The sequence below is a fragment of the Amycolatopsis sp. GM8 genome (assembly GCF_021653975.1).
Taxonomy (GTDB): Bacteria; Actinomycetota; Actinomycetes; order Mycobacteriales; family Pseudonocardiaceae; genus Amycolatopsis_E.
Genome location: NZ_JAJKFK010000004.1, coordinates 764,485 through 776,981, shown reverse-complemented (window position 1 = coordinate 776,981; position 12,497 = coordinate 764,485). Strand labels below are relative to the sequence as shown.

13 protein-coding genes are annotated in these 12,497 nt (G+C 70.5%); 9 read left to right on the top strand and 4 right to left on the bottom strand.

Going from position 1 to position 12,497, the window contains the following annotated elements; all coding sequences use genetic code 11:
• Position 1: 1 nt before the first annotated feature.
• Positions 2-889, bottom strand: coding sequence for a RecB family exonuclease (locus LOZ83_RS22215; RefSeq protein ID WP_236793061.1), 888 nt, complete (start codon positions 887-889; stop codon positions 2-4).
• Between the two features lie 115 nt (positions 890-1,004).
• Here LOZ83_RS22215 and LOZ83_RS22210 point away from each other — a divergent pair, with 115 nt between their 5' ends.
• Both LOZ83_RS22210 and LOZ83_RS22205 read left to right on the top strand, forming a co-directional pair.
• Positions 1,005-2,159 (top strand): M50 family metallopeptidase, encoded by a 1,155-nt coding sequence (locus tag LOZ83_RS22210; RefSeq protein WP_236793059.1) that lies wholly within the window; start codon positions 1,005-1,007, stop codon positions 2,157-2,159.
• Positions 2,160-2,221: 62 nt separating this feature from the next.
• Complete coding sequence (locus LOZ83_RS22205) at positions 2,222-3,043, top strand: tRNA (adenine-N1)-methyltransferase (RefSeq protein ID WP_236793057.1); 822 nt, start codon at positions 2,222-2,224, stop codon at positions 3,041-3,043.
• 54 nt (positions 3,044-3,097) lie between these two features.
• On the opposite strand, the gene LOZ83_RS22200 is transcribed toward LOZ83_RS22205, so the two are convergent.
• Together LOZ83_RS22200 and LOZ83_RS22195 are read right to left on the bottom strand one after the other, a co-directional pair.
• Entirely contained in the window at positions 3,098-3,928 is an 831-nt protein-coding gene (locus tag LOZ83_RS22200; RefSeq protein WP_236793056.1) for a hypothetical protein, read from the bottom strand.
• A 57-nt stretch (positions 3,929-3,985) separates the two neighbouring features.
• Positions 3,986-4,582, bottom strand: coding sequence for a hypothetical protein (locus LOZ83_RS22195; protein ID WP_236793054.1), 597 nt, complete (start codon positions 4,580-4,582; stop codon positions 3,986-3,988).
• 553 nt (positions 4,583-5,135) lie between these two features.
• Here LOZ83_RS22195 and arc point away from each other — a divergent pair.
• The 4 genes from arc (at position 5,136) to LOZ83_RS22175 (ending at position 9,155) form a co-directional block, all read left to right on the top strand.
• On the top strand, positions 5,136-6,944 hold the full coding sequence (gene arc, locus LOZ83_RS22190) for a proteasome ATPase (RefSeq protein ID WP_236793052.1): 1,809 nt from the start codon (positions 5,136-5,138) through the stop codon (positions 6,942-6,944).
• 197 nt (positions 6,945-7,141) lie between these two features.
• Positions 7,142-7,480 (top strand): hypothetical protein, encoded by a 339-nt coding sequence (locus LOZ83_RS22185; RefSeq protein WP_236793050.1) that lies wholly within the window; start codon positions 7,142-7,144, stop codon positions 7,478-7,480.
• Between the two features lie 61 nt (positions 7,481-7,541).
• Positions 7,542-8,468, top strand: coding sequence for an aldo/keto reductase (locus tag LOZ83_RS22180; RefSeq protein ID WP_374202694.1), 927 nt, complete (start codon positions 7,542-7,544; stop codon positions 8,466-8,468).
• Positions 8,469-8,540: 72 nt separating this feature from the next.
• On the top strand, positions 8,541-9,155 hold the full coding sequence (locus tag LOZ83_RS22175; RefSeq protein ID WP_236793048.1) for a hypothetical protein: 615 nt from the start codon (positions 8,541-8,543) through the stop codon (positions 9,153-9,155).
• 13 nt (positions 9,156-9,168) lie between these two features.
• On the opposite strand, the gene LOZ83_RS22170 is transcribed toward LOZ83_RS22175, so the two are convergent.
• Positions 9,169-9,675 carry an NUDIX hydrolase gene (locus LOZ83_RS22170; protein WP_236793047.1) on the bottom strand — a complete coding sequence of 169 codons (507 nt, stop codon included), beginning with the start codon at positions 9,673-9,675 and terminating at the stop codon, positions 9,169-9,171.
• An 89-nt stretch (positions 9,676-9,764) separates the two neighbouring features.
• On the opposite strand from LOZ83_RS22170, the gene dop reads away from it, so the two are divergent.
• The 3 genes from dop (at position 9,765) to prcB (ending at position 12,478) form a co-directional block, all read left to right on the top strand.
• The gene (dop, locus tag LOZ83_RS22165) at positions 9,765-11,267 is read left to right on the top strand and encodes a depupylase/deamidase Dop (RefSeq protein WP_236793045.1); all 1,503 of its coding nucleotides are present in this window, start codon (positions 9,765-9,767) and stop codon (positions 11,265-11,267) included.
• Between the two features lie 84 nt (positions 11,268-11,351).
• Positions 11,352-11,546, top strand: a complete 195-nt coding sequence (locus LOZ83_RS22160) for a ubiquitin-like protein Pup (protein ID WP_005150863.1) — start codon at positions 11,352-11,354, stop codon at positions 11,544-11,546.
• Positions 11,547-11,617: 71 nt separating this feature from the next.
• Positions 11,618-12,478, top strand: coding sequence for a proteasome subunit beta (prcB, locus tag LOZ83_RS22155; protein ID WP_236793043.1), 861 nt, complete (start codon positions 11,618-11,620; stop codon positions 12,476-12,478).
• Positions 12,479-12,497 lie beyond the last annotated feature (19 nt).

The following is a 12,497-nucleotide window of genomic DNA, read 5'->3' as shown; positions in this document are numbered from 1 at the left end:
CTCAGTCCGCTCGGTCCAACGGGGTTTCCTCGCCCGGGTCGGGCTCCGGCCAGCCCGGGTACTCCGGCGGCGTGCCGCCGAAGGACGGGCACCGCGACTGGTGCGCGCACCAGTCGCACAGCTTGCCCGGGTTCGGCCGGAAGTCCCCGGTCTTGCCGGCCTTGAGGATCGCCTGCCAGATCGCCTCCAGGGTGCGCTCGAACCGGCGCAGCTCGGGCTCGTCCGGCGTGTACGCCAGCGACTGCCCGTCGGTGAGGTACATCAGCTTCAGCTGCCGCGGCACGATCCCGCGCAGCCGCCACAGCACCACCGCGTAGAACTTCATCTGGAACATGGCCTTCGCCTCGCCGATCTCGCGCGGCGCGGTGCCGGTCTTGTAGTCCACGACCCGGATCTCGCCGGTGGGCGCCACATCGAGCCGGTCGACGTAGCCGCGCAGCAGCACACCCGAATCCAGTTCGGTCTCCACGTGCAGCTCGCACGCCTCGGGCTCCAGGCGCCGCGGGTCCTCCAGCGCGAAGTAGCTGTCGAGCAGCTTTCCGGCGCTGGTGAGCCAGTCGGCGACCTGGCTCTGGTCGTCCTCGGCGAACAGTTCGGTCCACTCGGTACGGTCCGCGGACAGCTCGCTCCACGCCGGTTCGAGCAGCTCCTTGGCCCGCTCGGGCAGCCGTTCGGACTGCGGCAGCGCGAACAGCCGTTCCAGCACCGAATGCACGAGCGTGCCGCGCAGCTGCGCCTTGGTCGGGGTCTCGGGCAGCCGGTCCACCGCGCGGAACCGGTAGAGCAGCGGGCACTGTTTGAAGTCGCTGGCGCGCGACGGCGACAGCGCCGGCCGCCGCACGGCGGTCGCCGGTGCAGTCTCCTGGTCCTCTGTTGCCGTCTGTGTCATGCCCCGCACTCTAAGACAGGGGTATGACATTTTGGTGTCCCGCCACCCATGGCGATCACCCCGTGTCACGAACGCCGTCACCGTGCCCCCACACCCGGGGCTCTACGCTGGGCTCATGTCCGCCACCAGCGAGCAGCCGCGGAGCCGGCCGAGGCGATACTTCACCGTCGCCGACGGCGGCCTCCTGCTGTTCCGCGTCCAGGACGTGCCGGTGCTGCTGGCGCCGTCCTGGTGGATCGGCTCGCTCGTGGTGATCGTGCTCTACGCGCCGATGGTCGACCGGCTGCTGCCGGGCGCGAGCGCCGCCACGTCCTGGGTGCTCTCCGCCGCGTTCGCGCTGCTGCTCGGGCTTTCCGTGCTGCTGCACGAACTGGGGCACGTCGTCGTCGCGCTGCGGCTGGGGATCCCGGTGCGGCGGCTGCGGCTGTTCCTCCTCGGTGGACTGTCCGAAGTGGCCAGAACCCCGCGCGAACCCCGGCAGGAGGGGCTCGTCGCCGCGGCCGGTCCCATCGTTTCGGTGCTGCTCGCGCTGTTCTGCGGGCTGCTGCTGCTCGCGGTGCCCTCGGACACCGCGGCCTGGCTGCTGGTCGCCCAGTGCGCGGTCGCGAACCTGGCCGTCGGCCTGTTCAACCTGCTGCCCGGGCTGCCGCTCGACGGCGGGCGGATGCTGCGGGCCGGGGTGTGGGCGCTGACCGGGACACGGGCGCGCGGCACCAAGGCGGCCGTGGTCGGTGGCGGCGTGGTCGCGGCGGCGCTGCTGCTGTGGGCGATCTTCGGGATGGCCGCCGGCAGCGAGGACCGCTGGCTGCGGCTGGGCGTGTGCGTGGTGACGGCGTGGTTCGTGGCGATGGGCGCGGGCGGCGAGCTGGCCGCGGAGAACAACCGCAGCTGGCCAGACGGGCTCGTGGTGACCGATCTCGTCCGCCCGGTGCTGCAGCTGCCCGCCGAGAGCCCGGTGTCCGACGCCCTTTCCGCGTCGGCGGGGCGCGGCGTGGTGCTGGTGCGCGCGGACGGGGTGGCCGCGGGCCTGCTCGACGAGGGCGAGGCGCAGCGCCTGGCCGCGACGTCGCCGCAGGCGCCCGCGGAGCTTGCGGCGGAACCGATCCGCGCGGAGACGGTGCTGCTGGCTTCCGAACCGGGGGAGGAGATCGCGGAGCGCGTGCGCGAGACGGCCGCGTGGCAGTTCCTCGTCGTCGACGACGAGGGCCGGCCCGCGGGAGTGCTGCGCCGTGAGGATCTCCGGGTCGCGTTCGCCCGCCGTGCCCACTGAACCACGGCGCGCGTGATCTGCGAAGATCGGTCGCTCGATACGCAGACGATGGTGGAGGTTCAGTGAGCGGGCCGTTCAGTCCCGGTGACCGGGTGCGGTTGACCGATCCGAAGGGGCGGCACTACACACTGGTGCTGGCCGAGGGTGAGGAGTACCACACCCATCGCGGCGCGCTGCGGCACGACGACCTGATCGGCCTCCCGGAAGGTTCGGTGATCACCTCGGCCGGCGGCACGTCGTACCTCGCGATGCGGCCGCTGCTGGCGGACTACGTGCTGTCGATGCCGCGCGGCGCGCAGGTGATCTACCCCAAGGACGCGGCGCAGATTGTGATGTGGGGCGACATCTTCCCGGGCGCGCGGGTGCTCGAAGCCGGTGCGGGCTCGGGGGCGCTCACCTGCTCTTTGCTGCGCGCGGTCGGGCCGGAAGGCAGCGTCACGTCGTACGAGGTGCGTGACGACCACGCCGAGCACGCGGTCAAGAACGTCGAACGGTTCTTCGGCGGCCGCCCGGACAACTGGCACCTGACGATCGCCGACCTCGCGACGCACACCGGCGAGGTCGACCGGGTCGTGCTGGACATGCTGGCGCCGTGGGAAGTCCTGCCGACCGTGCGCGAGAACCTCGTGCCGGGCGGGGTGCTCGTGGTCTACGTCGCGACGGTGACGCAGCTGTCCACGGTCACCGAGGCGCTGCGGGAACAGCAGGGCTGGACCGAGCCCGAGTCGTGGGAGACGCTGCTGCGGCCGTGGCACGTGGTCGGCCTCGCCGTGCGGCCCGAGCACCGGATGGTCGCGCACACCGCGTTCCTGCTCACCACCCGCCGGCTCGCCGACGGGGTCACGCCGCCCCGGCCCCAGCGACGGCCGACCCGCAACCGCTGAAGACGACGGAGCCCCGGCCACTTTCGCGGCCGGGGCTCCATTTGACAGGGAACGTCAGCTGGTCTTGTCCCCGGCGTAGCACCACACGCCACCCTCGAACTTCTCGCCGATCTCGAAGTCCTTGGTGCCACCGGGACCCTTCGCCGTCGCCGGGACGAGCGCGGTGTCGCCGTCCTTCTGGGCCGGGCCGTTGATGGTGACCGAGATGCCCGGCGGGATGTCCGGCGCCTTCTGGCCGGTGCTCACGCACACGGTGTCCTGCAGCGCCTGCCGGTCGGCGTTGCCGTAGGCCTGCGCGACCGCCTGCGCGGTCTCGTCCGGCGTCGACTTTCCGCCGACCGCCGGCGTCCCGGACGACGAGGACGACGAGGTGGGCGCCCGGCTGGAGCTGGACGACTTGCTCTTGCTCGTCGGCGCGGGCGCGACCTGGCTGGGCGGCGGCGCGGCGCTGGTGCCCTTGTCGTCCTTGCCGGTCAGCAGGACCAGTGCGGTCACCCCGCCACCGACCACGACCACCACGGCCGCGATGATGGCGATGATCATGCCGGTCTTCTTCTTCGGCGGCTCGCCACCGGGACCACCGGGGAACTGCCCGTACCCGAACTGCTGCGTCGGCCCGCCCGGATAGCCCTCCTGCGGGCCACCGGGGTAGCCGGGCTGCTGCTGCCCGTACCCGGGCTGCTGGCCGTAGCCCGGCTGCTGCTGGGGACCGCTCTGCGGATAGCCGGGCTGCTGGCCGTACCCGGGTTGCTGCTGGGGACCGCTGGGCGGGTAGGCGCCGCCGGGCTGCTGGCCCCACTGGCCGGGCTGGCCCTGCTGGCCCTGGCCCTGCTGGCCGTAGGGATCCTGCCCCCACTGCCCTGGCTGCTGTGGCGGATAGGTCATCGGGCGGTGCCCCCTCGTTCGGACGAGAACAGCGTCGTGCTCGGCTCAGCATCCCTCTCAGGACTCATCGATGCACCACTTCTGTCCCTGCTGCTTCATCGGGATGGTCGTGTTCTGTGTGCTCCCGTTATAGGTCACGGTGACCTGCGCGGTCGCGCTGGCGCCGGTGATCCGCGGCGCAGCGCTGACGGTGCCGTGCACGTCGGACGCTGTCGTCCACTGCTGCTGCAGGCTCGCGATGTCGGCCTGCTTCGGCGGCGTGCACACCAGCGCGGCGTAGCGGCTCGCGTCGCGGGCGTTGAACGCGTCGACGGCCAGCTGCGCCACCCCGGCCGGGGTGGCGGGGTCGCCGGGCGCCGCCACCGGCTTGCCCGTGTCGTCGCCGGATCCGCTGAGCAGCACGATCGCGGTCACGCCACCGCCGAGTACGACGACCACGGCCGCGATGATGCCGGCGATCAGGCCGGTGCGCTTCTTCTCCGGCGGCTTGGCCACCGGGCCCTCGAGGCTGCCGAACGCGTCGAAGGCGCCCGGCGCCTGGCCCCACGGGTCGAACGCCTGCTGCGGCGGCGCGGGCTGGGCGTACGGTCCGGCGCCGCCGGGTGGGCCGTACGGTCCGGGCCGGCCGTAAGGCCCGCTCGGCGGGTGGGTCATGAGCTCCTCGTTCCCTGTCGCTGCGCCCTCAACGTTGTCTCCGACGCGCCGGAGCCCGTTCCGGTTCGCCCCGTGGCGAAATTCGCCGATGCCCGGCAAAATCCCGCATGCTGGCGTGATCGTAGCGCCGGGTACGGCCGCGGTCCCGGTCAGCGCCCTGAGTCACATCCGGTGGGAGTCTCACCAGATGTCCCCGCCCGGAAAGCGCTCGCAGCCTCCCCGCCCCCCGCCCGCGCGGGGGAGCGGCGCACCGGTTTTCCGTTGGTTCGAACGGATTTGGCCCGGGGATTCGCTAAAATGAACGTCCTGTTAAGCCTTGGTTGGGTGGTCGTGACATGGGTGAATCGCGCACAGCCCGGTCGGACGCCGTCCGTCGCCTCGGCTGTACGGAGAGTAGTTCCCGGGCCGGTTCACGATGCACCGTGACGGGCGCTTGCCTGGGCCGTTGTTACGTGTATCCGGTTCGACGCGCCGATCCTGTGATGCGGATAGACCTTTTCTTGTCGGTGATCGCCGGTACCGTGGATGAAAAGCACTCCGAGGAGGTGCCGACATGCAACACGACCTTCCCGGAGGTCGGCATGAAGAAGCCGACCCTTCAGAGACGACTGGAGCTGGAACGACGCCGGACGAGTACGCGCGGCAGATGCGTTTCCTCGAGGAGGAAGTCGCGCTGCTGCGGAGGAAACTGACTGATTCACCCCGCCAGAACCGTGTGCTGGAACAGCGCTTGGCCGAAGCGTCGGAGCGTGTGGCCCAGCTCACAGAGCGGAACAGCAAACTGGTCGAGACCTTGCGCGAGGCGCGCGGGCAGCTGCTCGCGTTGCGCGAAGAGGTCGACCGGCTCGCCCAGCCGCCCAGTGGTTATGGCGTCTTCGTCGAGTCGTACGAGGACGGTACGGTCGACGTTTTCACCGCGGGACGGAAGATGCGGGTGTCCGTGTCGCCGGCGGTGGAGATCGACTCGCTGCAGCGCGGCCAGGCACTGCGGCTCAACGAAGCGCTCACCGTGGTCGAGGGTGGCGATTTCGAGCGTACCGGTGAGGTGTGCGCGCTCCGCGAGGTGCTCGCGCCCGAACTCGAGACCGGTGCGCACCGCGCGCTGGTCGTGGGCCACGCCGACGAGGAACGGGTGGTCTGGCTCTCGGATCCGCTGGCCGCGCAGCCGCTCAAGCCGGGCGACTCGCTGCTGGTGGACTCGAAGGCGGGCTACGCCTACGAGCGCGTGCCCAAGGCCGAGGTCGAGGACCTCGTGCTGGAAGAGGTCCCGGATGTCCGGTACGAGGACATCGGTGGCCTGAGCCGGCAGATCGAGCAGATCCGCGACGCGGTCGAGCTGCCGTTCCTGCACGCCGACCTCTACCGCGAGTACGAGCTGCGGCCGCCGAAGGGTGTCCTGCTCTACGGGCCGCCCGGCTGCGGCAAGACCCTGATCGCCAAGGCGGTGGCCAACTCGCTGGCCAAGAAGGTCGCCGAGGCCCGGGGTGACGGCACGGCGGCGGACGCCAAGTCCTACTTCCTCAACATCAAGGGCCCGGAGCTGCTGAACAAGTTCGTCGGCGAGACCGAGCGGAGCATCCGCCTGATCTTCCAGCGGGCCCGGGAGAAGGCGTCCGGCGGCACTCCTGTCATCGTCTTCTTCGACGAGATGGAGTCGATCTTCCGGACCCGTGGCAGCGGTGTCTCCTCCGACGTGGAGACCACGATCGTGCCGCAGCTGCTGGCCGAGATCGACGGTGTGGAGGGGCTGGAGAACGTCATCGTGATCGGCGCCTCCAACCGTGAGGACATGATCGACCCGGCGATCCTGCGGCCGGGCCGGCTGGACGTCAAGATCAAGATCGAGCGGCCGGACGCCGAGGGTGCGAAGGACATCTTCTCCAAGTACCTGACCGCCGGACTGCCGATCCACAGTGACGACCTCGCCGAGTTCGGCGGCGACGTGCCGGCCACGCTCGAGGCGATGATCCAGCACACGGTCGAGCGGATGTACGAGGAGACCGACGAGAACCGGTTCCTCGAGGTCACCTACGCGAACGGCGACAAGGAGATCCTCTACTTCCGTGACTTCAACTCGGGCGCGATGATCCAGAACATCGTGGACCGGGCGAAGAAGTCGGCGATCAAGTCGGTGCTCGAGACCAAGCAGCCCGGCCTGCGGGTGCAGCACCTGCTCGACGCGATCGTGGACGAGTTCGCGGAGAACGAGGACCTGCCCAACACCACCAACCCCGACGACTGGGCCCGGATCTCCGGCAAGAAGGGCGAGCGGATCGTGTACATCCGCACGCTCGTCACCGGCAAGAACCAGGATTCCGGCCGCGTCATCGACACGGCCACCAACACCGGTCAATATCTTTGAGCGCAAGGCGGGGGTGACGGGATCGGGGCGGTGTGCTCGCGGAGAGCGCTCGCCCCGATCCCGTCACCGTGTCTTCTGGGGGTCGAACCCCCAGACCCCCGCCGGGGGCAAGCCCCCTGGACCCCCGCGCGGTGTCGGCGGCCCCGTTTCGTGTGTCGCGCGCCCTGCGCGGTGTATAACGTCCTATACTTCGGCTCGTGAGTGAGCCTTTCCGTCCCCACGCCCCGGTCACCGCCGCGGATGTGCTGGCGTGGCTGGAAGAAACCGCTGCCGCCGTCCAGACCGGGCAGGTCGCCGCGGACGACCTGATCGCCGTCCTCGGCGAGTTGCGGCGTGCCTCGGCGGCCTGCGCGGACGCGTCCGACTGGGCCCTGCTCGCTGCCCGCGAGGAAGGGGCGAGCCTGCGGCAGATCGCGCCGGTGTTCGGCAAGGGGTATGTGCGGGCGCCCGCCGCGCGGCTGGAGAAGCTGCACCGCCAGGCACTGAACTCGCGGCAGTGGCTGGACATCCTCCGCCAGCGTGCCGACGGTGTATAACAACCTCGGCGGGACATAGAGGCTCGTTATGTCCAGCTGACCGGGAGGAAAGGGGAGGGCCCTGCGTATCGGACTCGGCTTGGCCGCGTTGGGCCGGCCCGCGTACATCAATCTGGGCAGGGTGGAGGAGCTTCCGGCGACTCGCGATGTCGAGACGATGCGGCGGGCGAGCTATGCCGTGCTCGACGCCGCCTACCAGGCCGGGGTCCGCTGGTTCGACGTCGCGCGCTCGTACGGCCGCGCCGAGGAGTTCCTGGCCGGCTGGCTCGGCCGGCGTAACCACGGTGACGTGACGGTGTCGAGCAAATGGGGCTACACCTACGTCGGCGCGTGGCGGATGGACGCGGCGATGCACGAGGTCAAGGAGCACTCGGCGAGCAGTTTTTCCCGCCAGTGGTCGGAAAGCCGCGCGCTGCTCGGTTCGGCCATCAATCTCTACCAGGTGCATTCGCTCACCACGGACAGCCCGCTGTTCCGTGACGAGCCGTTGCTGAGAGCGCTTTCCGCGCTCAGCGACGACGGCGTGCGCGTCGGGTTCTCCACATCCGGCCCCCGGCAGAGCGAGGTGATCCGGCGGGCGTTCGACCTGGAGGTCGCCGGCAAACCCATCTTCACCGCGGTGCAGTCGACCTGGAACCTGCTTGAACCCTCCGCCGGGCGCGCGCTCGCGGACGCGCACGCGGCCGGAAACCTCGTGCTGGTCAAGGAAACCCTCGCCAACGGCAGGCTCGTGGTGTCCCCGCCGCCGGTGCTGGCGCGGATCGCGGCGCGGCACAAGGTCGGGCCGGACGCGGTCGCGGTCGCGGCGGTGCTCGCCCGGCCATGGGCTTCCACGGTGCTCGTCGGGCCCGCCAGCCCGGCGCAGCTGGCCGCCAATCTGGCCGCTACCAGGGTGAATCTCGCCGACGGCGAGTTGCGTGCGCTCGCGACGCTGGCCGAAGCGCCGCGGGAGTACTGGGGTCGGCGATCCTCTTTGCATTGGAGATGAATGCTTCCGCTAGTCTCGGCGCCCCAGCTACGGATCAGTAAGGGGGGCGACTCGGTGCGTCACGGACGGGTAGTGGTCCTGAGTGTGGTGCTGCTGGCCGGACTCGCCGGTTGCGCCGACCGGCCCAACGACCTGGAGACCTACTACAACACGCCGGGCAACTCGGCCGCGACGACGAGCGCGTCGCCCGCGCTGGCCCCTTCCTCTTCCGCCACACCGGATCCCGCTGTCGCCGCGTCGAGCAGCGCCCGGCACGCGATCGCCGACGAGGTCGCCGCCGCGGTGCTCACCAAGGACGATCTCGCGAGCGAGGGGGTGCGCGCCGCGGCCGAGCGGCCGGACAAGGGCCCCTGCTTCAACTCGGTGCCGGCGGGCGATCCGCGCGGCGCGAGCTGGACCTATACCAGTGGTTCCACGCTGATCCAGCAGGTCACCGGCTACCTCGACCAGAACGCGACCGACGTGCTGAGCCGGGTGCAGTGCGACGGGCAGAAGCTCAGCTTCCCGCTGCCCGCCGGGGCCGATTCGGCGCGCGGCTGGTGCGCGAACGGCACCTGCACGGTGCTGCTGGCGACCGGGCACGTGCTGTCGGGCCTGCAGGTCACGGCCACCACGACGACGCGTGCCTCGGACGCGGTGAAGAGCCTCGTCCCGCTGGCCGCCCGCAAACTCCCGGCCCAGCCCTGACGCCAGGAACCTCCTAGCGGTAGCGGCGGAACCATTCCAGGATCCCGGCGCGCCCGTCGGGGATCATCGGGCTGCCCGGGTCTTCGGCCCACACCCGTAGTTCGCGCAGCGGCATCCAGCGGCCTTCGGTGATCTCCTCGGGCTGGTGCACGATCGGGCCGTGCCAGCGGGTCTCGAAGGTGAAGTTGTGGCACCGGTACGGCGGTCGCTCGAAGACGTGCGTGAACAACGGCGCCAGTTCCGCGGTGTGGATGCCCAGTTCCTCGCCCAGTTCCCGGAAAGCGCATTCGGCGGGGGTCTCGCCCGCGGCGACCACACCGCCCGCCCAGCAGTCCCACAGTCCGGGAAACACGTCCTTGTCCGGTGACCGGCGGTGAATGTAAGCGCTTTCACCGTCGCCCGAGCGCACCAGCACCTCACCGGCGGCGTGCCACAGGCCGCGCGCCCGCATGTCCGCCCTGGTGGCGCTGCCGGTGACGGTGCCAGTGGCGTCGTAGATCGCGACGAGTTCGTCGTGCACGGCCTCGACCTTAGGGCGGCCGGGTGGTTTACCGCGCCGCAACGTGGCCGCCACGCACCCGCCGCGGGGGCGACCCGTAGGCTTGGGACATGCGGCGGATCATGGGAACCGAGGTCGAGTACGGCATCGCGGTGCCGGGCGACGCGACCGCGAACCCGGTGCTCACCTCGACACAGGTGGTTCTGGCCTACGCGGCCGCGGCCGACATCCCCCGGGCGCGCCGGGCCAGATGGGACTACGAGGTGGAGTCCCCGTTGCGGGACGCCCGCGGGTTCGACCTGGCCGGCCCCGGCGGGCCGGGGCACGATCCCGACGTCGAGGACCTCGGCGCGGCCAACGTCATCCTCACCAACGGGGCGCGGCTCTACGTCGACCACGCGCACCCCGAGTACTCCGCGCCCGAGGTCACCAACGCGCGCGACGCGGTGATCTGGGACAAGGCGGGCGAGCGGGTGATGGAGGAGGCCGCGCTCAAGGCCGCCACCGTGCCCGGCCAGCCGCCCCTGCAGCTGTACAAGAACAACGTCGACGGCAAGGGCGCCAGCTACGGCACCCACGAGAACTACCTGATGTCCCGCTCGACGCCGTTCACCTCGGTCATCGGCGGGCTCACCCCGTTCTTCGTCTCGCGCCAGGTCGTCACCGGCTCCGGCCGGGTCGGCGTCGGCCCGCAGGGCGAGGAGGCCGGCTTCCAGCTGTCCCAGCGCTCGGACTACATCGAGGTCGAGGTCGGCCTGGAGACCACGCTCAAGCGCGGCATCATCAACACCCGCGACGAGCCGCACGCCGACGCCGACAAGTACCGCAGGCTGCACGTCATCATCGGCGACGCGAACCTGGCCGAGTACTCCACGTACCTCAAGGTCGGCACCACCGCGCTGGTGCTGGACATGATCGAGACCGGCCAGCGGTTCGACGAGCTGAAGCTGGACGAGCCGGTCCGCTCGGTGCACCAGATCAGCCACGACCCGACGCTCAAGACGAAGGTCCCGCTCGCCGGCGGCAAGAAGTACACCGGCCTGGAGATCCAGTTCGCCTACCACGAGCTGGCGGCTGCGCACCTCGAGCGCGAGGGCGGCGACGAGCAGGAGAAAGAGGTGCTGCGGGTCTGGGGCGAGGTGCTCGACGCGCTCGCCCGCGACCCGCAGGAGTGCGCCGACCGGCTGGACTGGGTCGCGAAGCTGCGCCTGCTGGAGGGCTACCGCCAGCGTGACCAGCTCGCCTGGGGCGCGCCGCGGCTGCACCTGGTCGACCTGCAGTACTCCGACGTGCGCCTGGACAAGGGCCTGTACAACCGGCTGGTCACCCGGGGTTCGATGAAGCGGCTGGTGTCCGAGGACGAGGTGCGGCACGCGATCACGAACCCGCCGGAGGACACCCGGGCCTACTTCCGCGGCCGCACGCTGGAGAAGTACGCGGCGTCGATCGCGGCGGCGTCCTGGGATTCGGTCATCTTCGACGTGGGCAAGGAATCGCTCGTGCGGATCCCGACCCTCGAACCGCTGCGGGGCACGAAAGCCCACGTCGGGAAGCTCTTGGACAGCTCGGCGACGGCGGAGGAGCTGGTCGAGGCCCTCACCGGCAGCGACTGACCGACGTCGACCCGTATCCGTTCACGTACCCCGATTGTCGTTCCCACTGGGTAGTCTGGAACCAACAGCTCACCGGGAGGCGAGATGGCTCAGGAAAAGATCGAAAAGCACGGCGGCGGCGACTCGGACGAGGAGTTCGAGGGCGGCGGTCCGGCCGGCCAGGAACGCCGGGAGAAGCTCGGCGAGGACGTCGACACGATCCTCGACGAGATCGACGACGTGCTGGAGGAGAACGCCGAGGACTTCGTGCGCGCCTACGTGCAAAAGGGCGGCGAGTAAAGACACGCCGCCCGGCCACTAGGCTCAGCACACCGCCAGCCCCACCGACCTGATGGGAATCACGAGCACGCATGGACAACACCTCGGGCTCCTCGGGTTCTTCGCTGCCCGCGGCCTACTTCTCGACCACGACCTCGTCGTTCGCCGAGTTCCTGAAGATGCAGGCGCCTGACCTGCTCCCGGGGCGCCGGGGCGGCCTGGCCGCGTCCGCGAAGGACCTGGAAGCGCCGCACGGCACCACGATCGTCGCGGTGACCTTCTCCGGCGGCGTGCTGATCGCCGGTGACCGGCGGGCGACCTCGGGCAACCTGATCGCGTCGCGCGACATGGACAAGGTGTCGGTGACCGACGAGTACTCGGCGGTCGGGATCGCGGGCACCGCGGGGCTGGCGATCGAGCTGGTCCGGCTCTACGCCGTCGAGCTCGCGCACTACGAGAAGATCGAGGGCGTCTCGCTGTCGCTGGACGGCAAGACGAACAAGCTCGCGACGATGGTCAAGGGCAACCTCGAGGTCGCGATGGCGGGCCTGGCGGTGCTGCCGCTGTTCGTCGGCTACGACATCGAGGCCGACGACCCGAAGCGCGCCGGGCGGATCGTGTCCTACGACGTGACCGGCGGCCGGTACGAGGAGAGCGCGGGCTACCACGCGATCGGTTCCGGTTCCCTGTTCGCGAAATCCGCGCTGAAGAAGCTCTACGACCCCGACGCCTCGGAAGAGGCCGCGATCCGCAGCGCCATCGAATCGCTGTACGACGCGGCCGACGACGACACGGCGACCGGCGGGCCGGACCTGGTGCGCCGGATCTTCCCCACGGTCGTCACGATCACCGCCGAGCGCGGCGCCGAGCTGCTGCCCGCCGACCAGGCCGCGGCGATCGCCGAGGCGGTCGTCGAGGGCCGCCGCGAACAGGCCGCCTCGGGCCGCAGCTGAGTTTCCGTTGTCCCACCGA

Coding starts and splice junctions, on each gene's coding strand:
- LOZ83_RS22210 (WP_236793059.1), top strand. CDS start 1,005: ATGTCCGCCACCAGCGAGCAGCCGCGGAGCCGGCCGAGGCGATACTTC.
- prcB (WP_236793043.1), top strand. CDS start 11,618: ATGGACAACACCTCGGGCTCCTCGGGTTCTTCGCTGCCCGCGGCCTAC.
- LOZ83_RS22160 (WP_005150863.1), top strand. CDS start 11,352: ATGGCTCAGGAAAAGATCGAAAAGCACGGCGGCGGCGACTCGGACGAG.
- arc (WP_236793052.1), top strand. CDS start 5,136: ATGCAACACGACCTTCCCGGAGGTCGGCATGAAGAAGCCGACCCTTCA.
- LOZ83_RS22195 (WP_236793054.1), bottom strand. CDS start 4,582: ATGACCCACCCGCCGAGCGGGCCTTACGGCCGGCCCGGACCGTACGGC.
- LOZ83_RS22200 (WP_236793056.1), bottom strand. CDS start 3,928: ATGACCTATCCGCCACAGCAGCCAGGGCAGTGGGGGCAGGATCCCTAC.
- dop (WP_236793045.1), top strand. CDS start 9,765: ATGCGGCGGATCATGGGAACCGAGGTCGAGTACGGCATCGCGGTGCCG.
- LOZ83_RS22215 (WP_236793061.1), bottom strand. CDS start 889: ATGACACAGACGGCAACAGAGGACCAGGAGACTGCACCGGCGACCGCC.